The sequence below is a fragment of the Allobrachymonas wangyanguii genome (genome assembly GCF_045055315.1).
GTDB lineage: Bacteria > Pseudomonadota > Gammaproteobacteria > Burkholderiales > Burkholderiaceae_C > Brachymonas > Brachymonas wangyanguii.
In genome coordinates this window covers 1743361-1765400 of record NZ_CP173677.1, presented here as the reverse complement: position 1 = coordinate 1765400, position 22040 = coordinate 1743361, and the positions used below count along the sequence as shown (strand labels likewise).

At 65.2% G+C, this 22040-nt stretch carries 22 protein-coding genes; 7 read left to right on the top strand and 15 right to left on the bottom strand.

Features of this window, described 5'->3' with window-relative positions:
* Positions 1 to 4: 4 nt before the first annotated feature.
* From ACI3EV_RS08595 to ACI3EV_RS08560, 8 genes are all read right to left on the bottom strand, one after another.
* Positions 5 to 883 (bottom strand): putative selenate ABC transporter substrate-binding protein, encoded by an 879-nt coding sequence (locus ACI3EV_RS08595; RefSeq protein ID WP_337692146.1) that lies wholly within the window; start codon positions 881 to 883, stop codon positions 5 to 7.
* A 137-nt stretch (positions 884 to 1020) separates the two neighbouring features.
* Complete coding sequence (locus ACI3EV_RS08590) at positions 1021 to 2052, bottom strand: sulfate ABC transporter ATP-binding protein (protein ID WP_337692145.1); 1032 nt, start codon at positions 2050 to 2052, stop codon at positions 1021 to 1023.
* 21 nt (positions 2053 to 2073) lie between these two features.
* The gene (cysW, locus tag ACI3EV_RS08585; protein WP_337692144.1) at positions 2074 to 2919 is read right to left on the bottom strand and encodes a sulfate ABC transporter permease subunit CysW; all 846 of its coding nucleotides are present in this window, start codon (positions 2917 to 2919) and stop codon (positions 2074 to 2076) included.
* A 15-nt stretch (positions 2920 to 2934) separates the two neighbouring features.
* Positions 2935 to 3858, bottom strand: coding sequence for a sulfate ABC transporter permease subunit CysT (gene cysT, locus ACI3EV_RS08580; protein ID WP_337692143.1), 924 nt, complete (start codon positions 3856 to 3858; stop codon positions 2935 to 2937).
* Positions 3859 to 3918: 60 nt separating this feature from the next.
* Complete coding sequence (locus tag ACI3EV_RS08575) at positions 3919 to 5016, bottom strand: sulfate ABC transporter substrate-binding protein (protein ID WP_337692142.1); 1098 nt, start codon at positions 5014 to 5016, stop codon at positions 3919 to 3921.
* Between the two features lie 118 nt (positions 5017 to 5134).
* A complete protein-coding gene (locus ACI3EV_RS08570) occupies positions 5135 to 6187 on the bottom strand; it encodes a sulfate ABC transporter substrate-binding protein (RefSeq protein ID WP_405198066.1) in 1053 nt (350 codons plus the stop codon).
* A gap of 205 nt (positions 6188 to 6392) precedes the next feature.
* Positions 6393 to 7178 (bottom strand): exodeoxyribonuclease III, encoded by a 786-nt coding sequence (gene xth, locus ACI3EV_RS08565; RefSeq protein WP_337692141.1) that lies wholly within the window; start codon positions 7176 to 7178, stop codon positions 6393 to 6395.
* A gap of 114 nt (positions 7179 to 7292) precedes the next feature.
* Entirely contained in the window at positions 7293 to 7799 is a 507-nt protein-coding gene (locus tag ACI3EV_RS08560) for a VUT family protein (RefSeq protein WP_337692140.1), read from the bottom strand.
* Between the two features lie 162 nt (positions 7800 to 7961).
* Between ACI3EV_RS08560 and ACI3EV_RS08555 the strand changes: the two genes are divergently transcribed.
* The gene (locus ACI3EV_RS08555) at positions 7962 to 8546 is read left to right on the top strand and encodes a flavin reductase family protein (protein WP_405198065.1); all 585 of its coding nucleotides are present in this window, start codon (positions 7962 to 7964) and stop codon (positions 8544 to 8546) included.
* A gap of 13 nt (positions 8547 to 8559) precedes the next feature.
* Here ACI3EV_RS08555 and ACI3EV_RS08550 read toward each other — a convergent pair whose 3' ends face one another.
* Entirely contained in the window at positions 8560 to 9063 is a 504-nt protein-coding gene (locus ACI3EV_RS08550; protein WP_018716045.1) for a dihydrofolate reductase, read from the bottom strand.
* 66 nt (positions 9064 to 9129) lie between these two features.
* On the opposite strand from ACI3EV_RS08550, the gene ACI3EV_RS08545 reads away from it, so the two are divergent.
* The 5 genes from ACI3EV_RS08545 to ACI3EV_RS08525 are packed head-to-tail and all read left to right on the top strand — an operon-like array spanning position 9130 to position 13138.
* Positions 9130 to 10278: an ABC transporter permease gene (locus ACI3EV_RS08545; protein ID WP_337692139.1), complete on the top strand. Its 1149-nt coding sequence runs from the start codon at positions 9130 to 9132 to the stop codon at positions 10276 to 10278.
* Between the two features lie 3 nt (positions 10279 to 10281).
* On the top strand, positions 10282 to 11088 hold the full coding sequence (locus tag ACI3EV_RS08540) for an ATP-binding cassette domain-containing protein (protein ID WP_337692138.1): 807 nt from the start codon (positions 10282 to 10284) through the stop codon (positions 11086 to 11088).
* Positions 11088 to 12026, top strand: a complete 939-nt coding sequence (locus ACI3EV_RS08535; protein WP_018716042.1) for an MlaD family protein — start codon at positions 11088 to 11090, stop codon at positions 12024 to 12026. Before ACI3EV_RS08540 ends, ACI3EV_RS08535 begins: the two co-directional genes overlap by 1 nt.
* Positions 12023 to 12658, top strand: coding sequence for an ABC-type transport auxiliary lipoprotein family protein (locus tag ACI3EV_RS08530; protein ID WP_337692137.1), 636 nt, complete (start codon positions 12023 to 12025; stop codon positions 12656 to 12658). Before ACI3EV_RS08535 ends, ACI3EV_RS08530 begins: the two co-directional genes overlap by 4 nt.
* A 15-nt stretch (positions 12659 to 12673) precedes the next feature.
* Positions 12674 to 13138 carry a cytochrome c gene (locus ACI3EV_RS08525; protein WP_337692136.1) on the top strand — a complete coding sequence of 155 codons (465 nt, stop codon included), beginning with the start codon at positions 12674 to 12676 and terminating at the stop codon, positions 13136 to 13138.
* A 20-nt stretch (positions 13139 to 13158) separates the two neighbouring features.
* Here ACI3EV_RS08525 and ACI3EV_RS08520 read toward each other — a convergent pair whose 3' ends face one another.
* From ACI3EV_RS08520 to ACI3EV_RS08500, 5 genes are all read right to left on the bottom strand, one after another.
* Complete coding sequence (locus ACI3EV_RS08520) at positions 13159 to 14046, bottom strand: DMT family transporter (RefSeq protein ID WP_329771051.1); 888 nt, start codon at positions 14044 to 14046, stop codon at positions 13159 to 13161.
* Between the two features lie 10 nt (positions 14047 to 14056).
* Positions 14057 to 15037, bottom strand: coding sequence for a thymidylate synthase (locus tag ACI3EV_RS08515; RefSeq protein ID WP_337692135.1), 981 nt, complete (start codon positions 15035 to 15037; stop codon positions 14057 to 14059).
* A 133-nt stretch (positions 15038 to 15170) separates the two neighbouring features.
* Positions 15171 to 15908 (bottom strand): TSUP family transporter, encoded by a 738-nt coding sequence (locus tag ACI3EV_RS08510; RefSeq protein ID WP_337692134.1) that lies wholly within the window; start codon positions 15906 to 15908, stop codon positions 15171 to 15173.
* On the bottom strand, positions 15908 to 17359 hold the full coding sequence (locus tag ACI3EV_RS08505) for an FAD-binding oxidoreductase (protein WP_337692133.1): 1452 nt from the start codon (positions 17357 to 17359) through the stop codon (positions 15908 to 15910). The genes ACI3EV_RS08510 and ACI3EV_RS08505 overlap by 1 nt, the downstream gene beginning before the upstream one ends.
* A gap of 17 nt (positions 17360 to 17376) precedes the next feature.
* Positions 17377 to 17865: a DUF2069 domain-containing protein gene (locus tag ACI3EV_RS08500; protein ID WP_329771045.1), complete on the bottom strand. Its 489-nt coding sequence runs from the start codon at positions 17863 to 17865 to the stop codon at positions 17377 to 17379.
* A 52-nt stretch (positions 17866 to 17917) separates the two neighbouring features.
* Between ACI3EV_RS08500 and ACI3EV_RS08495 the strand changes: the two genes are divergently transcribed.
* Positions 17918 to 19159: a YihY family inner membrane protein gene (locus ACI3EV_RS08495; protein WP_337692132.1), complete on the top strand. Its 1242-nt coding sequence runs from the start codon at positions 17918 to 17920 to the stop codon at positions 19157 to 19159.
* A 17-nt stretch (positions 19160 to 19176) separates the two neighbouring features.
* Here ACI3EV_RS08495 and ACI3EV_RS08490 read toward each other — a convergent pair whose 3' ends face one another.
* Complete coding sequence (locus tag ACI3EV_RS08490; RefSeq protein ID WP_337692131.1) at positions 19177 to 22023, bottom strand: GDYXXLXY domain-containing protein; 2847 nt, start codon at positions 22021 to 22023, stop codon at positions 19177 to 19179.
* Between the last annotated feature and the right edge of the window lie 17 nt (positions 22024 to 22040).

Sequence of the window (22040 nt, the reverse complement as noted above, 5' to 3'; positions counted from 1 at the left end):
GTGCTTACTTCAGCAGGCCGGCGGAGCGCGCGGCCTGTTCGATCTTGTCGTAGTTGGACTTTTGCGTCGGGATGAACTTGCTGGCGCGCTGCAGCTCCAGGATCTGCTTGTGCTGCGGGTTGGCCGGGTTCAGGTTCAGGAAGGCGGCGCTGAGCTTGCGTACCAGCGCCGGGTCCATTCCGCCGCGCACGGTCCAGTTGTAGTCGTGGTAGCCCGGCGTGGTGTAGAACACGCGCACCTTGTTCGGATCGATCTTCTTCTGCTCGACCAGCTTGTCCCAGACCGAGGCGTTCAGCGCGCCGGCTTCCGCGCGGCCGGCGGAGACAAAGGCCGCGGTGGCGTCATGCGCGCCGGAATAGGCGACAGTGCGGAAATCCTTCTCGGGCTGGATCTTCGCCTGCTGCAGGTAGTAACGCGGCATCAGGTTGCCCGAGGTGGAGGAGGGCGAACCAAACACGAAGCGCTTGCCCTTCAGGTCGGCCAGGCTGCGGATCGCCGGATCGGTGGTGATGAATTTTGTGGTGAAACGCTCGTCCTCGGCGCGCTGCACGATGGGCGTGGCAGCTCCCTTGGTGCGGATATTGGCCTGCACATAGGTGAAGCCACCGAGCCAGGCCAGATCGATCTTGTTGGTGGCTAGCGCTTCCACCACGGCGGCGTAATCGGTCACCGGGGTGAACTGCACCTTCATGCCGGTCTGGGCTTCCAGGTACTTGCCGAGCGGCGCAAACTTGCGCTGCAGCTCGGTCGGGGCTTCGTCGGGGATGGCAGAGACGCGCAACACCTGGCTGGCAGCAGACGCCTGCAGCGGCGTCAGGAAGGCGGTCGCGGCTGCCAGCGCACAGGCAGTGCGCAGCGCCACACGGCGGGTAGCGTGGGACATGGGGTTCTCCGATTGGGATCAAGCCGCCGCCACGCGGAATCGTGGCAGCTTAAACAGCTGTGCCAGGAGGCACAAAAAAGCGCGGTACTCAGACCGCGCATGCCATTATAGAAAACTGCCAAGACCTGCCTGGCGTGTCAGATACCCGCCCCCGCATCGACAAACTCCGTCACCTTGCTCGGCCGCAGCCAGACGCGTGTGCCGGGGGCAAACTGCAGGCGCTGCTCCAGCTGGCGGTGCTCGCTGCGCGTGAGTTGCACATCGACCAGATGGCGATCGTCTTCGCGCTCGAACTCCATATAGCTGTAGGGGCCGACGATCTGGGTCTGCTTCCAGACCGCCGAGATGCTGCCTTGCGGCGCTGCCTCGTTGGCCAGCGCGGGCAGCACGTCGATCTGGTGCGGGCGCACATAGGTCGGCGTGGCGCCGCCTTGCGGGTGCAGGCGGTTGACATCGCCCAGAAACTCCATCACGAAGGGCGTGGCGGGGTTCTCGTAGACTTCGTTCGGGCTGCCAACCTGCTCGATGTGGCCGGCGTTCATCACCACCACACGGTCCGCCACCTCCAGCGCTTCTTCCTGGTCGTGCGTGACGAAGATGCTGGTCACGCCCATGTCGTGGTGGATCTGGCGCAGCCAGCGGCGCAGCTCCTTGCGCACCTTGGCATCGAGCGCGCCAAACGGTTCGTCCAGCAGCAGCACGCGCGGCTGCGTGGCCAGCGCACGCGCCAGTGCCACGCGCTGGCGCTGGCCGCCCGAGAGCTGGTGCGGGTAGCGCTTGCCCAGCGCGCCCAGCTGCACCTTGTCCAGCAGCAGCTGCACGCGTTCGGCGATGTCCTTTTTCGACGGGCGCTGCGCGGCCGGCAGTACTGTCAGGCCAAAGGCGACGTTATCGGCTACCGTCATGTGGGCAAACAGCGCGTAATGCTGGAACACGAAGCCGATGTTGCGCTGGCGCGCATCGGCATAGGTCACGTCCTCGTTGCCAAAGCGCACTTGGCCGCTGTCCGGCAGCTCCAGCCCGGCCAGCACGCGCAGCAGCGAGGTCTTGCCGGAGCCGGACGGGCCCAGCAGTGCCAGCAGTTCGCCGCTGGCAATGTCGAGATTGATGTTGTCGCACACCACGGTGCGGCCAAAGGACTTGTTCAGGTTCTGGATCGAAATCTGCATGGTTCTTGACTCTTATGTGGCTCAGCGGGCCGGCAGCGCGCGGCGCTCGACGATGAATTTCAGCACCAGCGTTACCAGGGCCAGCAGCGCCAGCAGGGACGACACGGCAAAGGCGGCGGCAAACTGGTATTCGTTGTAGACCACCTCGATGTGCAGCGGCATGGTGTTGGTCTGGCCGCGGATATGGCCGGAGACGATGGACACGGCACCAAACTCGCCCATGGCCCGCGCATTGCTCAGGATCAGGCCGTAGAGCAGCGCCCACTTGATGTTGGGCAGCGTGACGCGGCGGAAAATCTGCCAGCCGCTGGCACCCAGGATGCGCGCCGCTTCTTCCTCGGAGCTGCCCTGTTGCTGCATCAGCGGAATCAGTTCACGCGCCACGAACGGGAAGGTGATGAACACGGTGGCGATCACGATGCCCGGCACGGCGAAAATCACCTGCAGGCCGTGTGCTTCCAGCCAGCCGCCGATCAGGCTGTTGGCGCCATAGATCAGCACCAGCGCCAGGCCGGCAATCACCGGCGATACGGAAAACGGCAGGTCGATCAGCGTCAGCAGCACGCTCTTGCCGCGGAAATCGAATTTGGTGATGGCCCAGGCCGCGGCAATGCCGAAAATCGCGTTCAACGGCAGCGCGATACCGGCGGCCAGCAGCGTCAGCTTGATGGCCGAGAGCGCATCGGGATCGGTGATGGCGGCCCAGTACACCGCCAGGCCCTGGCGCAGCGCTTCATAGAAGATGCTGAACAGCGGTACCAGCAGGAACAACGCCATGAACAGCACGGCGATGCTGATCAGCGTGACACGCAGCCACAGTGGTTCCTGGTTGACGGGGGTGGGGCGTTTGGCAACAGCAGCAGACATGGGATTCTCCTCCGGTCAGACGGTCGCCGTGCGGCGACGGCTCCAGGCCTGCAGCAGGTTGATAGCCAGCAGCATGGCAAAGGCGGCCAGCAGCATCACCACGGCAATCACCGAGGCACCGGGGATATCGAACTGTTCCACCTTGCTGATGATGAGCAGCGCGGTGATCTCGGTCTTGAACGGGATGTTGCCGGCAATGAAGATGACCGAGCCGTACTCACCCAGCGCACGCGCAAAGGCGAGCGAGAAGCCGGTCAGCAGCGCCGGCGCCAGCGTCGGCAGGATCACGCGGCGGAAGGTCTGCAGCCGGCTGGCACCCAGCATGGCAGCGGCTTCTTCCTGTTCCTGGTGCAGGTCCTGCAGCACAGGTTGCACCGTGCGCACCACGAAGGGCAGGCCGATAAAGGTCAGTGCCAGCATCACGCCCAGCGGCGTGTAGCTGACCTTGAACGGCAGCAGGCTGCCGATCCAGCCATTCTGCGCATACAGGCCGGTCAGCGCGATGCCGGCCACGGCGGTCGGCAGCGCAAACGGCAGATCCACCATGGCATCGAGCAGGCGGCGGCCGGGGAATTCATAGCGCACCAGCACCCAGGCCACCAGCATGCCGAACACGGCGTTGATGCTGGCCGCCACCAGCGAGGCACCAAAAGTCAGCTTGTACGACGCCACCACCTGCGGGTCACTGGCAATGCGCCAGAACTGCGCCAGGCTGAGCTGGCCGGCGGTGAAAAACACGGTCGCCAGCGGGATCAGCACGATCAGGCTCAGGTACAGCACCGAAATGCCGAGCGACAGGTTGAAGCCCGGCAGAATGCTGTGGCTGCGCAGCAGCGGATTGCGCCAGGGGCGACGCGTTGCCGCCACGGCCGGCACTTTGGGGGCCGGCTGCGGGCGGGGGGCTTGGTCAAGAGGGGCGGTCAAGGTGGCGGAACTCATGGCGATACGGATCAGGCGATGGCAGCGGGCCGCTCAGGCGAGCGACCCGGGTGGCCGGGCTTACTTCTTCTGCTGGGCCACGGCCTGGTCGTAGAAGCCGCCATCGGCAAAATGGTCCTTCTGGGCCTGGCTCCAGCCGCCGAACAGCTCGTCCACGGTAAAGGTCTGCTGCTGCGGGAAGGCATCGGCAAACTTGGCCAGCACGGCTTCGTCACGCGGGCGCAGATGGTGCTTGGCGGCCAGTTCCTGTGCCTGCGGCGACCACAGGAAGTTCAGGTAATCGGTCGCGGCCTGGCGCGTGCCTTTCTTGTCCACCACCGGGTTGACGATGGCGACCGGGTTTTCGGCCAGCACCGTCCACTTCGGGTAGATCACCTCGAAGTTGTCGCCAAACTCCTTCTTGATCAGCGGCACTTCGCTCTCGAACGTGGCCAGGGCATCGCCGATCTGGCGCTGGGCAAAGGTGGTGGTGGCGGCACGGCCGCCGCCGTCCAGCACCGGCACGTTGGCAAACACCTGCGCGGTCTGGCTGCGTGCCTGGTCGGCGCTGGCGCCGGACTTCAGTGCCGAGCCCCACACGGCCAGCCAGGTGTAGCGGCCATTGCCGGCGGTCTTGGGGTTGGGAATGATGGGCTGCACGCCAGCCTTGGCCAGGTCGGCCCAGTCGTGGATCTGCTTGGGGTTGCCCTTGCGCACCAGAATCACCGACAGTGACGTATTGGGCGCGGCGTTGTTCGGGAACTTGCTCGCCCAGTCCTGGTCCACCAGGCCTTTGCCAGCCAGGAAATCGATGTCGCTGGCCTGGTTCATGGTGACGACGTCGGCCTGCAGACCATCAGCCACGCTGCGCACCTGCTTGCTGCTGCCGCCGTGCGACTGCTGCACCTCGATGCCCTTGTCCTTTTGGAACAGCGGGTTCAGTTCCTTGTAGAACTCCCGCGAGACGTCATAGCTCACGTTCAGCAGCTTGTTGCTGTCGCTGGCTGCAGCGGTCGCTTGCGAGGCCGGTGCTGCGGCCGAAGCAGCGCCGTCGCTGCCGCCCTTGGAGCAGCCTTGCAGCACCAGGCCGGTGCCGAGTGCGGCAATCGCCAGGCTGGTGCCGCGCAGCAGGCTGCGACGGCTGAAGGAACGGGAGGAGTCTTGGCGGGCAGAAGTCATGGCAATACGGAATCGGTTGGAATAAAAAATGGGTCAGGAAGCTATCCTAGGAGCTCCTGACCCAACAGGGAACGAATAAATAGTAGTTTTGTTATGTTGTTTATCTTATAAGGAGCGCTTATTTGCGTGCATTGGCAAAGATCTGGTCGTAGATACCGCCATCAGCAAAGTGCTCCTGCTGGGTCTTGGTCCAGCCACCAGACACTTCGTCAATCGTGAACAGCTTGACCTGGGCGTACTTGTCGGCAAACTCCTTCGCCACCTCGGCATCCGAGGGGCGGTAGAAATGCTTGCCGATCAGGCGCTGCGCCTCGGGCGTGTACAGGTAGTGCAGATAGGCCTCGGCGGCAGCGCGGGTGCCATTGGCATCCACGTTCTTGTCCACCAGCGCCACCGGCGGTTCGGCCAGGATGCTGACCGAAGGCGTGACGATCTCGAACTGGTCGCCACCGGCTTCCTTCAGCGCCATGTAGGCCTCGTTCTCCCACGACAGCAGCACATCGCCCTGGCCACGCTGGGTAAAGGTGATCAGCGAGCCGCGCGCGCCCGAATCCAGCACCGGCACGTTGCGATACAGCTGCGAGACGAAATCACGTGCCTTCTCGGCCGACTGGCCGTTTTTCTCCAGCGCATAGCCCCAGGCCGCCAGATAGTTCCAGCGCGCACCGCCGGAAGTCTTGGGGTTGGGCGTGATCACGGCTACGCCCGGCTTGACCAGGTCGCCCCAGTCCTGGATGCCCTTGGGGTTGCCCTTGCGCACCAGGAACACGATGGTGCTGGAGTAGGGCGTGCTGTTGTGCGGCAGGCGCTGCTGCCAGTCGGCCGGCAGCAGCTGGCCTTGCTTGGCCAGCACGTCGATATCGGCAGCCAGCGCCAGCGTCACCACATCGGCCTTCAGGCCGCCCAGTACCGACAGCGCCTGCTTGCCGGAGCCGCCATGCGACTGGCGGATGGTCACCGTGCTGCCGGTATCCTTCTGGTACTGCGCGGCAAAGGCCTGGTTCAGTTCGGCGTACAGCTCGCGCGTCGGGTCATAGCTGACGTTGAGCAGGGTGATGTTCTTGCCATTGCCAGAGGCGACGGCTGCAGGAGCCGATGCGGCACTGGCCGGCGCGGCGGCCGGGCTGCTGCCCTGTCCGGAGCAGGCCTGCAGCAACGCACCAGCCCCCATGGTGACCAGCAGGGCACTGCCGGAACGCAGCAAGGTACGACGTTGGAGTGAGCGGGGGGCGGCTTGGGAGTCAGAGCGTGTCATGATCGAAATTACCTTTCCAAAAAAGAAAAACCGGACAGATCTGCATCTTGTCCGGCTGCCTTCATTTTGAAAACGAATAATTTCTTGTTTTTTAATTTCAAAAAGTAATTTGAAGTAGAGGTCAGACGCCCAGTGTCACTACCACCGGCGTATGGTCACTCGGGCGCTCGTTGCGGCGCGGTGCCTTGTCGATCACGCAGGCCTGTACCAGCGGCTTGAGCGCGTCGCTGACCAGGATGTGGTCGATGCGCATGCCGTTGTTGCGGCGGAAGGCGAAGTTGCGGTAATCCCACCAGCTGTACGATTTTTCCGGTTGCGGGAACAGGCGCAGGCTATCGTGCAGGCCCAGGCCGATCAGCGCCTGCAGATGGGTGCGCTCCTCGGTGGTGCAATGGATGGTTTCGCGCAGGCCTTCTGGGTCCCACACATCCAGGTCGTCAAAAGTGATGTTGTAGTCGCCCATGACCAGCAGCTGCGGCGTGCGCAGCAGCTCGGCACGCAGCCATTCGCGCATGGCATCGAGCCAGCGCATCTTGTAGGCGAACTTGTCGGTGCCCGGCGCCTGGCCATTGGGAAAATAGGCGCCCACCACGCGCATCGGCTGGCCGTTGGGCGCGGTATAGGTGCCACTGAGTACGCGCGCCATGTCGCAGTCCATGCCCGGGATGTTGCGCACCACATCGACCGGCTTCTCGCGCGAGATCAGTGCCACGCCGTTATAGGTCTTCTGGCCAAAAAACTCGCAGTGGTAGCCGGCATCGACAATCGCCTGCAGCGGAAACTTGTCATCGGTCAGCTTGGTTTCCTGCAGCGCCAGAATCTCCACGTCCGGGTTGGCGGCGAGCCAGTCCAGCACCTGGGGCAGGCGGACGTTGAGCGAGTTGACATTCCAGGTGGCGATTTGCATGGTGCTGATATTCCTTTTCAAAAACAAGGGCTTGCCATCGTGTGACAAGCGCATGGAGGTGCTGGCTACCCAACTGGCGACCCAGCCAGCGGGCATTATCGTCCAGGCTCGGATTTACGGCCGGTGTCCCTGGCCATGCACCTGCTCCTGCTTCTCGAACAGGCGCCGTAGCGCATAGGCCCAGAGCGCGCCACCGGCGACCTTGGCGACAAACTGCAGGATCACGATCGATGGCATCAGCACGCCAAACGCCAGCGTCGGAAACGCCAGCGAATCGACGGCGGCACCGGCGATATTCGAGCGCATCGCGCGCTGCAGCCAGCTGCCCTTGCTGTAGGCAAACACCAGCCAGTCCACCAGCGCTGCCAGCGTAAAGCTGATGGCACTGGCGATGGCAATCTGGCCAGCCGCCGGGTTCAACAGGTAGGAGATCAGGCCGGATGCGGCGATCACTGCCAGCATTTGCCACGGTCGCACGCGCACATGCAGCCAGTCGCGCAGCGTCAGGTCCAGGCCGATCAGCACAAAGGCATTGATCGGCGAGACCCATGGCCCGAAAGCGGCAATCGTCAGGTTGGCCGCCACGACGGCCGCGGCATAAAGGAGAATGGCGAAGATCACGATGATTCCAACAGGGATGGGGTGCCGGCACGGGAAGTCCGGCGCGGCCATGGGATTTCCCCGATTGCGCCGCGCACGAATCGGCCCATGCCGCTATCATTCCGGCTGCACGATTTTCCTGGCTGGCAGGGCGTATTGTCGCCGCAGCTGCACCATTCCACCATGCATTTGCCTCCCCACATGACCCCCGTGGCGCTCGACAAGGCGTTCCGGCTTCTCAACCACGGCCCCACGGTACTGGTATCGGCGCGCCACGGCGGCGTCTCCAACGTGATGGCCGCGGCCTGGGTCTGCGTGCTCGATTATGCGCCGCCGCGGCTCACCGTGGTGCTGGACAAGTCGGCCAAGACGCGCGAGCTGGTGGAGCAGGGCGGTGGCATGGTGATCCAGGTGCCGAATGTGGCGCAGGTGGAGCTGACCCAGTACCTGGGCAGCCACAGCTGGCACGATGAGCCGGCCAAGCTGGCACAGGCCGGTGCCGGGCTGTTCGAGGTGGACGGCGTGGACCAGCCCTTTGTTGCCGGCTGTTCCGCCTGGCTGGCCTGCGAGCTGATTCCGGAAGCGCACAACCAGCAGAGTTACGACCTGTTCATTGCCAACATCACCGCTGCCTGGGCGGATGAACGCGTGTTCCACCACGGCCGCTGGCATTTCGAGCAGGCCGATCCGGCCCTGCGCAGCCTGCACCATGTCTCGGGTGGCCACTACTACGCGATTGGCGAAGCGCTGGAGCGCCAGGCCGATTGAGTGTGAGTGCCCTTCAGCGCTTGCGCTCGTAGGTCACGAACGCATAGCCCAGGCCATCCGCGCTGACATGCGCCTCGCGCGCGGTTTCCTGCCATTCCGCGCCCAGTGCCGGCATATGGGCATCGCCCTCGACATCGGCATCGATTTCCGTCACCAGCACGCGGCGCGCCAGCGGCAGGGCCTGCGTGTAGATCTGCGCGCCGCCCATCACCCAGGCGACCTCGGCATCGCCGCACAGCGCCAGCGCCTGCTCCAGGCTGTGCGCCACCTGCGCGCCCTCGGCCTGCCAGCCGGTCTGGCGCGTGATTACCACATTGATGCGGCCCGGCAACGGCCGGAAACGCGGCGGCAGGCTGTCCCAGGTCAGCCGGCCCATGATCACCGGCGCGCCCAGCGTCTGGCGCTTGAAATGCGCCAGATCCTCCGGCAGGTGCCAGGGCAGGCGGTTGTCCTTGCCAATCACGCCATTGCGTGCGCGGGCATAGATCAGGTGCAGATGCGGTGTATCGTGTGTCATGGAAGGACATTGTAGGAATTTGTGGCGTGGCCTGCCGATGCCGGCAAGCCTTGCTATAATGCCACGATGAGTGAAAAGCGAGCTGCCAGCCAGACCGCCGGGCTGTCCTATGCCCGGGAAAGCGACACCCTGCACCTGCAGGGGGACTGGACACTGCCGCACTTTGCCGCTCTCGAAGCCGAGGTCCGCCGCCTGCACACCGATCTGGGCGATGCCACCCGTATCGATGCCGGTGCCCTGGGCGCCATCGATACCGCCGGTGCCAGCCTGCTGCACCAGCTGCTGGGTGACGCGCGTCTGGCGGCCCTGGCGGCCGAAGATTCCCCGCTGCCCTCCGAACGCCGCGCCCTGCTGCAGGTGGTGGCACAGGCGCTGCAGACGACCGGCGAGCCGCCGCCGCGGCGCAAGCGCGTGCCGGTCATCGATACGCTGGCCGCGCTGGGCGAGCTGATGGCGGGCGGCTGGTCGCATGCCGTCTCCTTCATGGGCTTTATCGGTCTGGTGCTGGAACAGTCGATCCGTATCCTGTTCCGTCCCTGGCGCTGGCGTATCACTTCCTGGGTTGCCCACCTGGACCAGACCACCTTCCGCGCCGTGCCCATCGTGGTGCTGATGAACTTCATGGTGGGTGCCGTGGTGGCCTTTCTCGGCGCCACCATCCTGCGCGATTTCGGTGCCACGATCTACACCGTCAATCTGGTCGGTTTCGCCTTTTTGCGTGAATTCGGCGTGCTGCTGGCGGCCATCCTGGTGGCCGGCCGTACTGCCAGCGCCTTTGCCGCCCAGATCGGCTCGATGCGCGCCAACGAGGAAATCGATGCGATCCGCGCCCAGGGCCTGAACCCGATGGAGCTGCTGGTGATTCCGCGTGTGCTGGCCCTGCTGGTCGGGCTGCCGATCCTGACCTTTATCGCCATGCTGTCCGGCCTGGCGGGCGGCATGCTGGTGTGCGCGCTCGTGCTCGACATCGCGCCGCGCCAGTTCATGGCCATCATTCAGGAAAGCATTCCGGCGCTGCACTTTTACCTGGGCATGAGCAAGGCCCCGGTCATGGCCGTGCTGATCGCCATGATCGGCTGTGCCGAAGGCTTCAAGGTGCAGGGCAGTGCGCAATCGGTTGGCGAGCACACCACCATGGCGGTGGTGCAATCGATCTTCACCGTGATCCTGATCGATGCGGTGGCGGCGCTGTTCTTCATGGAAATGGACTGGTAAGCCATGCAAGCCACGGACACCCGCAACATCATCGAACTGCGTGGCCTGCGCACCCAGTTTGGCAGCCATGTGGTGCATGACCAGCTCGATCTGGATGTGCGCCAGGGCGAAATCCTGGGCGTGGTCGGCGGCTCCGGCAGCGGCAAGTCGGTGCTGCTGCGCACCATCGTCGGCCTCAACCGCGCGGCTGCCGGCAGTGTGCGCGTGTTCGGCAAGGATCTGCTGGCGCTGCCCGAGGCGGAACGTCGCCTGGAGGAGCGCCGGTTTGGCGTGCTGTTCCAGAAGGGGGCGCTGTTCTCGTCGATGACGGTGACGGAAAACGTCGCCATGCCGCTGATCGAGCATGCCGGCCTGTCGCGTGCCGAGGCCGAGCGCATCGCTGCCGTCAAGATCGCACTGGCCGGGCTGCCGGCCAAGGCCGGCAATGATTACCCGTCCGATCTGTCCGGCGGCATGATCAAGCGTGCCGCCCTGGCACGGGCGCTGGCACTGGACCCCGACATGCTGTTCCTGGATGAGCCCACCGCCGGCCTGGATCCGATCGGCGCGGCGGCCTTCGACCAGCTGATCCTGACCCTGCGCGATGCACTGGGTTTTACCGTGTTCCTGATCACGCATGATCTGGACACCCTCTACACCATTACCGACCGCGTGGCGGTGCTGTCGCAGAAACGCGTCATCATCAACGACACGCTGCAACGCGTCGAACAGTTCGACGATCCCTGGGTGCAGGCCTATTTCCACGGCCCGCGCGGCCGGGCCGCCGCTGCAGCGATCCGTTCTGCCACCCATTTGCCGGAGACATCCTGATGGAAACCCGAGCCAGACATGTGCTGATTGGCCTGTTTACCGTGCTTGCCACGGTACTGGCCCTGCTGTTCACCCTGTGGCTGACGCAACAGAGCGAACGCGACTTCCATTTCTACGATATCGCCTTCGAGGAGGCCGTGACCGGCCTGTCGCGTGGCAGCACGGTGGAGTTCAACGGCATCAAGGTCGGTGACGTGATCGACCTGCGCATCAACCCCAAGGACCCGCGCAATGTGTACGCGCGGGTGCGGGTGGAAAGCACGGCACCGGTGCGCACCGATACCAAGGCCAGGCTGGTACCGGTCGGCATTACCGGCACCTCCCTGATCCGCCTCACCAGCGGCGAAGACCCGAACAGCCAGCCGCTGGTCAGCACCGATGTCTCGATTCCCACCATCATGGCGACACCATCGCCCATGAGCAAGCTGCTGGCTGGTGGCGAGGACGTGCTCTACAACTTCAACGAACTGCTGATTGGGGCGCGCAACCTGTTCTCCCAGGACAACGTGGCCAGCCTGAGCAAGACGCTGGCGCACCTGGAGCAGACCACCAGTGCCCTGGCCGACAAGCAGCAGGGCATGAATGCGGCACTGGCCAACTTCAGCAAGGCCAGCGCCGAGGCCAATCGCGCCTTTGCCGAAATGAACAAGCTGATGCAGTCGAGTGACAAGCTGGCCAATGGCGAACTCAAGCAGAGCCTGGCGCGTGCCAATGCCGCCATGGCCTCGTTCGAAAGCAGCATGGGCACGCTGGATGCACTGGTCAAGGACAACCGGGGTGCCATTGACAGCGGCGCACGCGGTGTCGCCCAGTTGGGCCCGACCATGACCGAACTGCGCGGCACGCTGAGCTCGGTGCAGGGTGTGGTGCGCGAGCTCGACAACGACCCGGCCGGCTACCTGCTGAGCCGTGAACCGATGAAGGAATTCAAGCCATGATGCGTCTCCCGTTTCTGCGTGCGTCCCGCGTCGGCCTGCTGCTGGCAGCGGCTGCGCTGGCTTCGGCCTGCTCCATCCTGCCGGAGAAGGAGCCGGTGGATACCTACGCGCTGCCCGGTACCCTGTCCCAGCGCGCTGCCGGCGTGTACTCGGCCGGCATCAGCCCGGCGCTGCGCGTGGTGCGTCCGGTCGCCGGCGGTGCCATTGCCGGCAAGCGCATCGTGGTCATGCCGGAGCCGGACCAGTTCAGTGTCTACCAGGGCGTAGTCTGGAGCGAACCGGCGGCCCAGCTGGTGCGGGACCGTATCGTCGATGCCTTTCTGGCCGATGGCCGGTTGCCGTCCATCACCACCGATGAAGGCGTGATGGCGCATGCCGATCTGCTGCTGTCCAGCCAGCTGCGCGATTTCCAGAGCGTCTACGAGGACGGACAGCCGGTGGTGGTGGTGCGTCTGGATGCCCATCTGCTGAACGCCAGCACCAACCGCATCATCGCCAGCCGCAGCTTTTCCCACCGCCATTCGGTGATCGGCAAGGAGGTGCCGCAGGTGGTGCAGGCCTTTGGCGCTGCTACCGATAGCGTGGCCCAGGACTTGGTAGACTGGGCCGTGCAGCACGCTGCAACCCGCTGAACACGGATGCCCGACATGACCCTTTCCCGATTCCTGCTGGCCGGCAGCCTGGCCCTGGCCAGCCTGTCCGCCTCGGCACAAGCCCTGACCTTTGACAAGCCGGAAGATGCCGTGGCCTACCGCCAGCAGGCTTTCGGCCTGCTGGAAACCCACTTCAGCAACCTGACCGCGATGACGCTGAACCGTATTCCCTACGATCCGCTGCAGGCGCGTCTCGATGCCAACGCCATCCGCGTGCTGTCACGCCTGCCGTTCCATGCCTTCCCGGCGGGTACGGCGGCACCGCTGGCTGGTTCCCGCGCAACCGACCAGGTCTGGACCGCTGCCCCGCGCTATGCCGACAGCGCGCGCAGCCTGCAGCAGGAATCCGACAAGATCCACAGCGCCGTCGTGCGTGGCGACATCGCGCAGCTGCGCAAGACGCTCAATGACGCTGGCGCGATCTGCCGCAAGTGCCATGACCAGTTCCGGGCGCGTTGATTCCGGTCGTTGGCCAGGACTCAGTCGCCGCGCTTGAGCAGCACCGCCGCAATCGCCAGCATCACGCAGCCGGCTGCCACGATATCCTGCCACTGCGGCCATTCGCCCACGATCATCGCCGCGCTCAGGATGCCGATCAGCGGAATCAGCATGATGCTCATGGCGCTGGTGGACGGCGGCAGGGCGCGCGCAAGGCCAAACCACAGGACCTGCGCCGCGCCATAGTTGATCAGTACGCCATAGGCCAGGCTGATCCAGACCGGCAGGCTGAAATCATACGATTGCGGTGCCTCAAACAGCCAGGCCAGGATCGCCATGCAGACTGTGCCAAAGCCGAGCAGCCAGACAATCAGTGCCTCGTTCGACAGCGTGGTCTGGGCGCGGCGCATCCAGATCGTGCCGAGCGCCCAGGCAAAGGCCGCACCCTGCATCCACAGGATGCCGGCCGGGCTGCCAGCCAGCCGTTCCAGTTCGTTCGACAGCAGCAGGCCAATGGCGAGCAGCACGGCGGCTACCGCCACGCCCAGCCGCAGCGTCAGCTTCTGCTGGTAGAACAGCACCCCGATCAGCACGGTCCAGACCGGCATGGTGAAGCCGAGAATCGCGGCACGACCGGACGGCAGCTGCTGCAGGCCGAAGATCGACAGGCCATGCCAGCCCAGCATATTGGGCAGGGCCAGCACGCCAATCGTGGTCCAGTCCTCCCGCTTCTGCGGCATCAGCCGCACGCCACGTGACTTGAAATAGAGGGCCAGGCAGAGCATGCCCAGGCCCATGGTGATGGTGCGGAAATGCAGCGGCTGCAGCTGTTGCAGCGACAGCTTCATCATCGGCCAGTTCACCCCCCACATCAGGGTAAGGACCACCAGCGCGATCAGCTGCTGGCGGCTCAGAACAGTTTTTTGCATGATGGGGGAATCAGACTGCCATCGGTGCCGTCAGCGGCGCATGGTGCTCGTAGCCTTCCAGCCAGAAGTCGGACGGCTCCACCAGCTCCAGCCACTTCGGCTGGTACTGGCCGGTCACGGCGTAGTCGGGAATGCGGTCTGACAGCACCAGCTTCGGCGCCGCGAACGGTTCGCGCTGCAGCTGCTGCTGCAGCATGTCGACGTGGTTCTCGTAGATATGCGCATCGCCGATGAAGTAGCTAAACCAGCGCGGCGTGTAGCCGGTCAGGCGACCCACCAGATGCAGCAGCGCCGCGCCTTCGGTCAGGTTGAACGGCGTGCCCAGGCCGACGTCATTGCTGCGGATATACAGGCACAGCGAGATCTCGCGTTTTTCCTGGTTCACCAGGAACTGGTACAGCAGGTGGCAGGGCGGCAGCGCCATTTCCTCCAGCTGTGCCCAGTTCCAGCCGTGGAACAGGATGCGGCGGCTGGTCGGGTCGTTCATGATCGTGTCCAGGCACTGGCGCAGCTGGTCGATCGCCTTGTATAGCAGTGCATGCGGGCGTTCCGATTCCAGCACCGTGCCCAGCTGGCGGTAGCCGCGTTGCTCGGCATCGGCAATCTGGGCGGCACTTTGCGGCAGCGCCAGATCCACCAGCTTGTAGGCCGGCCAGGCACGCCACTGCACGCCGTACACCGGGCCCAGGTCATCTTCCTGCAGGCGATAGGGGTTGGCCAGCCAGGCGGCGTTCTCGTTGGCGTTCTGGTCCCAGACCTTGCAGCCGAGCGCGCGGAACTCGGCCGCATCGCGGCTGCCGCGCAGGAATCCCACCATTTCGCCAATCGCCGACTTGAACGCGAGCCGCTTGGTCGTCACCGCCGGAAAGCCCTGTTGCAGGTCAAAACGCATCATCGCGCCCGGGATGCTGCGCGTGCGGATGCCGGTGCGGTTGTCCTGCCAGGAGCCATTGTCGAAAATGTCCCGGACCAGATTCAGATACTGTTGCATGGTGGAAAGTGCCGGTCAGCCGCAGTGCGGGACCGTGGTGTCTAGGTCATGGTGGAAGACGGCCATGATAGCAGCCGCGCCCTGCGGCAGCGCTTCAGACGGCAGAAGCCATACCGGCAGCAGGTGCCACTATTCAGCCCAGCAGCCCCTGCAGTCCGCGCCAGCCCATCAGCAGTGCCAGCACCGACAGCACCAGCAGGCACAGCAGCCGGAAATGCCCGAAGGCCATGCGCTGGCGCAGTGCCAGTCCAGCCAGCAGGCCGATCACGGCGGCCAGACACAGCAGGCCGATCATGTCCCAGCCCAGCGGCAGCTGCTGCAGCACCGGCCATAGCACCAGCAGTTGCACCAGTTTGCTCAAGGCAAAGCACAGGTTGGCAGCCTGGGCAATCTCATGCCGATCCCGGCTCTGTGCCAGCAGCACCATCATCAGGATCGATGACATCGCATTGGTGGCCCCGCCCACTACGCCGGCCAGCAGGCCGAGCAGCAGCGTCGCCGGCAGGCCTTGTGGCAAAGCCGGCAGGTCGCGCCGCAAGGAGCTCAGCACATAGAAGCCGGTCGCCAGCGCCAGCGCCAGTTGCAGCCAGGCCGCCGGCAGGATCAGCAGCAGGTAGACGCCGAGCAGGCTGCCGGCCACACTGGCCAGCGCCAGCGGCGCGTAACGGCGGATCACGGCTGGCAGCCTGTGCGGTGGCAGCAGGCTGCCCAGATTCAGCAGCAGCGTGGGCAGCAGCGTCAGCGCTACCGCCTGCGGCAGCGGCATCACCAGCGCCAGGGCGGCTGTCGTGATCAGAGGAAAACCGATGCCGACCATGCCATGCAGCACGGCGGCTAGGGCGAATATGCCCAGCAACAGGCTGGCCGACATCAGCGCAGCACGCGTCCGGGGTTCATGATGCCCTGCGGATCCAGCGCCTGCTTCACCGCCTGCATCAGCTGCAGCGCCACCGCTGATTTGTAATCGGGCAGGGTGTCACGCTTGAGCTGGCCAATGCCGTGCTCGGCGCTGATGCTGCCCTGGAAGCGCTGCACCGCATCAAACACCAGCGTGTTGATCGCCGGCTCCTGCTCGCGCAGGAACAGGGCGGGATCGACATCCACCGGCGCCTGCACGTTGTAGTGCAGATTGCCATCGCCCAGATGGCCAAAGTTGACGATGCGCACGCCCGGAATCGCGGCGGCGAGCGCGGCATCGGTTTGCGCCACGAAATCGGCAATCGCCGAGATTGGCAGTGAAATATCGTGCTTGATATTCAGGCCTTCTTCCGCCTGCGCCAGCGAGATGCTTTCGCGCATGTGCCAGAGGTTCTGCGCCTGCGTCAGGTTCTCTGCCACGATGGCGTCCGTGACGCAGCCCTGTTCCATGGCCGATTCCAGCAGTGATTCAAACAGCGTGCGCGCATGTTCCTCGCTCTCCTGGTCGGAGTTTTCCAGCAGCACGCAGTAGGGCGTGTCCTGGTACAGCGGTACGCGCAGCTGCGGAAAATGCCGGTCCACCAGCTCCAGCGCAAACTGCGCCATCATCTCGAAACCAGTCAGGCTGGCACCGAGTCGTGCGCGCGCCAGGTTCAGCAGCTCCACCGCGGCCTGTACCGAAGGCACGGCGGCCCAGGCGGTCAGCTGCGCCTTGGGCTGCGGGTAGAGCTTGAGCGTGGCTGCGGTGATCACACCCAGCGTGCCTTCGCTGCCGATGTACAGGTCGCGCAAGTCGTAGCCGGTATTGTCCTTGCGCAGGCCGGACAGCATGTCCAGCACTTCGCCCTGCGGCGTCACCACTTCCAGGCCCAGGCAGAGTTCACGTGTATTGCCGTAGCGCAGCACTTGCGTGCCGCCGGCATTGGTGCCGAGGTTGCCGCCAATCGTGCAGCTGCCTTCCGATCCCATGCTGAGTGGAAACAGCCAGCCGGCTTCGGCCGCGGCCTGTTGCAGCTTCTGCAGGATACAGCCAGCTTCCACCGTGATGGTCTGGTTCGCCACGTCGATCTGGCGCACGCGCTCCATGCGCTGCAGGCTCAGCACGATGTTGCGACCGTCCGCTTCAGGCGTCGCGCCGCCGACCAGGCTGGTATTGCCGCCTTGCGGCACGATGGCCACGCCGGCTGCGGCGCAAGCCCGCACCACGGCCGCCACTTCCGCCGCCGTACCCGGCCTGGCTACGCACAGCGCCTGGCCGCAATAACGCTTGCGCCAGTCCTGCAGATGTGGCTGGGCATCGTCGCCGGTCAGCACATGGGAAGTGCCCAGTAGCGTCTGCAGCTGCTGGAGAAAATCGTCGTTATCGGGGGAGTAGGCGGGGCGGGATGCGGTCATGGCCGACATGATACCCCTGCGCCATGTCAGGCGCTGCCGCTCGGCTTGTCCGTGACCGGGGCGGCTTCGGCCTGCTGCACGGCTGCGGCGTTTTCCTTCAGCACGTTGGCAAAAAAGCTGCGCGCCGCGCGGAAGCGCAGCCGCACATGCAGGCTGCAGGAGACAAACAGCACCAGGCACAGCACGATTTCGGCGATGGCGTAATAGCGGATCGGTGGCGGATCACCCCAGGCGCGCACCACGCCTTCACAGAAATAGAGCCAGATCATCAGGCTGACCCAGCGGTAGGTGTACATGCGGTTGCGCAGCAGGCCGGCCAGCGGAATGCACAGCGGCAGCGCCTTCAGCGCCAGCCAGGAGCCTCCCGGACGCAGCGGTGCCAGCCACAGTTCCCAGGCCAGGCACAGCGCGATCAGCGCCATCAGGCTGCCCACGGCAACATAGCGCGTCCAGCGGATCGCGGGAGTAGGGGGGATGACCTGCAGGCCGTCGGAAGCGGTGGTATCGGGCGTCATGGATGGGGAAATCGGAGCGCGCAGGATCGCGCAATGCTGGCATCATAGCGCCATGCAGATCTTCCGCACGCTGAACCACTGGAAGGCTAGGCTTTCACACCTGGTGCTGGACTTCCCCCTGCGCGATACCCTGCTCATGCTCTGGCAGCGCTTTCGCGAAGACCATCTGGCGCTCACCGCCAGCAGCCTGACCCTGACCACGCTGATGGCCATGGTGCCGTTCTTCGTGCTGATGCTGGCGATTTTTACCGCCTTCCCCATGTTCGGCCGGCTGCGCCACGCCATCGAGAGCTGGATGGTGGACAGCCTGATCCCGCCCGCCATCGCGCAACCGGTGCTGGAAGGGCTGATGAGCTTTGCCAGCCATGCCGGCAAGCTGGGGACCGTCAGCATGCTGCTGTTCGTGCTCACCGTGTTCAGCCTGATGTCGGGCATCAACCAGCACCTCAATGCGATCTGGCGGGTGCGCAAGCCGCGTCCGCTGGGGCAGCGCATCCTGATCTTCTGGGCTGCCGCCACCGTCGGCCCGGTGCTGCTGGGCGGCAGCATTGTCACCACCTCCTATCTGCTGTCGCTGTCGCGCGGCTGGGTGACCGGCATACCGGTGGTCACGCCGGGCGGGCTGCAGGTCCTGATCGACCTGATCGAATTCGGCCTGATGGCGCTCAGCTTTGCCGCGCTCTACCATTTCGTGCCCAACACCCAGGTGCGCTGGTCGCATGCGCTGGCTGGCGGCGTATTCACGGCAGCAGGCATCACGACCGGCCAGCAGCTGATCGGCTGGTATCTGAAGTCGGTGCCCTCGATTTCCGTTGTCTACGGCACGTTCGCCGCTGTGCCTATCCTGTTGATCTGGCTGTATCTGACCTGGATCGTGATCCTGCTGGGCGCGGTGGTTGCGGCCTACCTGCCGAGCCTGCTGGACGGCTTGCGTCGTCACGGCCAGGGCAGGGGCTGGCAGCTGCAGCTGGCGATTGAACTGCTGCGCCGCCTGCACCAGTCCCAACAGGAGCCGCGCCGGGGGGCCACGCTGCAGGAATTGTCGTGCGGTCTGCGTGTCGAGTCACCGCAGCTGGAATCGGTACTGGAAGACATGGCGGCGCTTGACTGGGTGGCCCGGCTGGACGAGGACAATGCCCGCTGGGTGCTGATTGCCCCGGTGGCACAGACCCGCATGCAGCCGCTGATCGAGCGCTGGCTGCTGCCACGCACGCCCCAGCTGGAGGCGCTGTGGCGGCATCCGCCGGAAGAGGTCACGCTGGCCGATGTGCTGCACAGCCCTTACGGCCCCTGATTCCGGCTGCCGCAGCCTCAGGGCCGTGCTGGCCTGATCGGCCGCAGCTGTTCGTCGGCCATGCCGACCAGCAGCGCACGGCCATCGTCGCGCAGGCGGAATTCGCCATAGCGTGCGGCTTCCCAGGCCTGCGCCTCGCCTTCGCGGAAATACCAGGCATTGGTCACCAGAACCGGCATGCCATGCTGGTGGCGCAGCGCCATGCGTCGCTCGTTGGCTTGCAGGGGCGGCTTGCTGTCATCGCGCTCCAGGCGCACGATGGTTGCCACACCACGCGCATCGAGCTGGAACACGGCATGGCGTGCTGGCGGTTCGGGCTTCCAGTCCTGGTTGTCCGGCTCGGGCTGGTCCAGGCTGCCCGGCGCATCGGGAGCGCTGGCCGTTGCGTCGGGCGCGGGTTCCGGTTCGGCCAGGCTGCGTTCGCCAAGCGGCAGCGTCGGATCAATTGCAAACGCCAGTGCCATATAGTCGCCCTGCACCAGCGAACGCGGATCGACCGGGGCCAGCCGCACCAGAATGCGTTCGCCGTCGCGGATCAGGGCTTCGTTGCTCTGGATGCCGGGCAGGATCACGGCGGCGGTGGCCAGTGCCGTCAGCGGAATCAGGTGCCGCAGCTGTGGTATGGGCAGGCGGGGGGCAGTAGCGGGGACGGCTGGCTCAGCGGCTGTTCGGCGTTGCTGGCGCACGCGCATCCAGGTCGCCAATGCCGCCAGCAGCAGGCCGGTCAGCAGCAGCATGCCGGCTTTTTCCAGCAGGCTGAAATGGATCTGGTAATAGAAGGCACCGATCACCCAGAGCACGGCAGCCACGGCGGCAGCGGCCAGACGCCAGCGTCCGGTCGCGCAGCAGAGCGCCAGATAGCACAGCGGTACGCCCAGCGAGGGCAACAGCGCCGAGGCGAGCAGCAGCAGGGCGGCCAGTGCCACCATGGGGGGCTGGCGCCATTCTGGCCAGGCACGCCACAGCGCGGTGCTGCCCAGCAGGGCAAACAGCAGCGACATCAGCGGCAGCCACCAGCTCCAGAAGTTCCAGCCCGGACCGCTTCCCGGCAAGCCCATGGCCATGCCCGGGCCGCCACCCAGCAGGCCGGTCAGCAAGAAAGTGTTGCCGGCTTCCAGCATGTGCTGGCCCAGCACTGCCAGCATCCAGCCGGCCAGCCAGCTCTCGGCTTTTTCCAGCCGCTTCCAGGGCAGGGACAGGCCCTGGCGTTGCAGCCACCAGATGCCTGCCGGAAATACCAGTGCCACCAGCGGATTCAGCCAGGCCAGCGCCCAGGCGGGTGCCTCCTGGCCGATAAACAGGAAGCTGTCCGTGCCCGTCAGCTGGACGATCAGCCAGGGCAGCGTCACGCACAGGCCGGCACCCATCAGCAAGACTAGCCAGGTCTGCCGCAGCAGCCAGGTGCTCAGCAGCATCAGCAACGTCAGCACAGACAGGCCGGCAACGAACTCACGGGTGTCCAAGCCCACGCGCTCCAGGGACAGTGCCGTAAAGACGCTGGCCGCCAGCATGCCCGTCAGCAGAAAGGCATAACAACACTGCTCAAGAAACAGGCTGCGTCCACCGGCGCGCAATCCGGCCAGTGCCAGCGCCACCATGAGAAAACCCAGGACAGCACCTGCTTCGGGGCTGGAGCCCGAGACAAAAAAGGCCAGCGCCATGGGCAGCACGGCCAGCCAGCCGCCCAGCGCCGACAGCACAATCAGCGAAGCGGGACGTTGCCCGGCGGCATCCGGCCGGATTGCTGCCAGGGCCTGCTCCGCAGAGGGCCACCAACCTTGCGTCACGCCGTGGCGCAGGGCACGCGCCAGCCCGTCTGCCTGTGACCCGGCCAGCAGATCCGCAAGCCTGTGCATGGGCGCGGAAGCCTGTCCCGCAGGTTCGGATCGGCTCATGCCCTGGCGTTGCGTGTGCAGACGCATCAGTCCCGCCACGGTCAACCCCAGCAGCAGCAACCCGACCAGGCCGATGCTGAACAGGCTCAGAAAATCCTGCAGCAGAATGCTGCTGACCTGGGCCATGGCCAGCACCAGCAGGCCCAGTGCCACTGCACTCAGGTTCATCAGGTCATGGTGCGCAGGCCGCCCATACCAGAGTCCCAACAGCAGCAATAGCAGCACGGCAGGCAGCAGGCTGTACAGCGTCGTCAGCGGTTGCTCCATGCGGGCTCCCGACAGTGCCAATCCGGTGGCCAGCAGCACCAGCAACAGCAAGGCCACGCGTGCGCCCAGGCGCGAACTGCCGGTCCAGGCCTGCCAGGCCGGCTGCAAGGCCAGCCACCACAGGCCGCCCAGGCCCATGGCCAGCAGCTGTGTCAGCAGGACAGGGCGATCCTGCAGCCAGAATCCGCCCTGGATCCGCTCATGTGCCCACAAGGTGATCGCCAGATGCGCCACCACCAGCCAGACGATCCACAGCAGCGGATGGCGCAGTCCCAGACAGAGCGGCAGTGTCAACGCTGCCCACAGCGCAAACAGCTGCCAGGTATCGGCTCCGGTCTGGTAGGTCTGGCCAAAAAACGCCAGCAAGCCGCCCACACTGGCCAGCGCCAGCACGCCCAGTGCCGTTGCCAGCAGCGCACGCCGACCGGACAGCGCCCAGCTCGCCAGCGCCGTCAGCAGCACGGCCAGTCCCAGCAGCACAAAATGCGTGCTGCGGCTCCAGTCGTCCCAGTTGGCAGCAATCGCCATCAGCAGGCCAAAGCCGCTCAGCGATGCGGCCAGCAGCACCAGAATGCGCTGCAGCAGTGGCCATGCACCGGGCGGCGGCTGTTCCAGCGCGGCACTTTGATGCAAGGCCTGCTGCTGCGGCAGGGTCAGCGAAAAGCTCTGGGCCAGGCGAGCCAGTGTGATACGGGGCAACATCAGTCAGTCACTTCACT

What these genes read in the sequence shown, in the direction of transcription:
- ACI3EV_RS08595 (WP_337692146.1), bottom strand. Translation starts at nt 883, where the DNA reads ATGTCCCACGCTACCCGCCGTGTGGCGCTGCGCACTGCCTGTGCGCTG.
- ACI3EV_RS08590 (WP_337692145.1), bottom strand. Translation starts at nt 2,052, where the DNA reads ATGCAGATTTCGATCCAGAACCTGAACAAGTCCTTTGGCCGCACCGTG.
- cysW (WP_337692144.1), bottom strand. Translation starts at nt 2,919, where the DNA reads ATGTCTGCTGCTGTTGCCAAACGCCCCACCCCCGTCAACCAGGAACCA.
- cysT (WP_337692143.1), bottom strand. Translation starts at nt 3,858, where the DNA reads ATGAGTTCCGCCACCTTGACCGCCCCTCTTGACCAAGCCCCCCGCCCG.
- ACI3EV_RS08575 (WP_337692142.1), bottom strand. Translation starts at nt 5,016, where the DNA reads ATGACTTCTGCCCGCCAAGACTCCTCCCGTTCCTTCAGCCGTCGCAGC.
- ACI3EV_RS08570 (WP_405198066.1), bottom strand. Translation starts at nt 6,187, where the DNA reads ATGGGGGCTGGTGCGTTGCTGCAGGCCTGCTCCGGACAGGGCAGCAGC.
- xth (WP_337692141.1), bottom strand. Translation starts at nt 7,178, where the DNA reads ATGCAAATCGCCACCTGGAATGTCAACTCGCTCAACGTCCGCCTGCCC.
- ACI3EV_RS08555 (WP_405198065.1), top strand. Translation starts at nt 7,962, where the DNA reads ATGCATTTGCCTCCCCACATGACCCCCGTGGCGCTCGACAAGGCGTTC.
- ACI3EV_RS08550 (WP_018716045.1), bottom strand. Translation starts at nt 9,063, where the DNA reads ATGACACACGATACACCGCATCTGCACCTGATCTATGCCCGCGCACGC.
- ACI3EV_RS08545 (WP_337692139.1), top strand. Translation starts at nt 9,130, where the DNA reads ATGAGTGAAAAGCGAGCTGCCAGCCAGACCGCCGGGCTGTCCTATGCC.
- ACI3EV_RS08540 (WP_337692138.1), top strand. Translation starts at nt 10,282, where the DNA reads ATGCAAGCCACGGACACCCGCAACATCATCGAACTGCGTGGCCTGCGC.
- ACI3EV_RS08535 (WP_018716042.1), top strand. Translation starts at nt 11,088, where the DNA reads ATGGAAACCCGAGCCAGACATGTGCTGATTGGCCTGTTTACCGTGCTT.
- ACI3EV_RS08530 (WP_337692137.1), top strand. Translation starts at nt 12,023, where the DNA reads ATGATGCGTCTCCCGTTTCTGCGTGCGTCCCGCGTCGGCCTGCTGCTG.
- ACI3EV_RS08525 (WP_337692136.1), top strand. Translation starts at nt 12,674, where the DNA reads ATGACCCTTTCCCGATTCCTGCTGGCCGGCAGCCTGGCCCTGGCCAGC.
- ACI3EV_RS08520 (WP_329771051.1), bottom strand. Translation starts at nt 14,046, where the DNA reads ATGCAAAAAACTGTTCTGAGCCGCCAGCAGCTGATCGCGCTGGTGGTC.
- ACI3EV_RS08515 (WP_337692135.1), bottom strand. Translation starts at nt 15,037, where the DNA reads ATGCAACAGTATCTGAATCTGGTCCGGGACATTTTCGACAATGGCTCC.
- ACI3EV_RS08510 (WP_337692134.1), bottom strand. Translation starts at nt 15,908, where the DNA reads ATGTCGGCCAGCCTGTTGCTGGGCATATTCGCCCTAGCCGCCGTGCTG.
- ACI3EV_RS08505 (WP_337692133.1), bottom strand. Translation starts at nt 17,359, where the DNA reads ATGTCGGCCATGACCGCATCCCGCCCCGCCTACTCCCCCGATAACGAC.
- ACI3EV_RS08500 (WP_329771045.1), bottom strand. Translation starts at nt 17,865, where the DNA reads ATGACGCCCGATACCACCGCTTCCGACGGCCTGCAGGTCATCCCCCCT.
- ACI3EV_RS08495 (WP_337692132.1), top strand. Translation starts at nt 17,918, where the DNA reads ATGCAGATCTTCCGCACGCTGAACCACTGGAAGGCTAGGCTTTCACAC.
- ACI3EV_RS08490 (WP_337692131.1), bottom strand. Translation starts at nt 22,023, where the DNA reads ATGTTGCCCCGTATCACACTGGCTCGCCTGGCCCAGAGCTTTTCGCTG.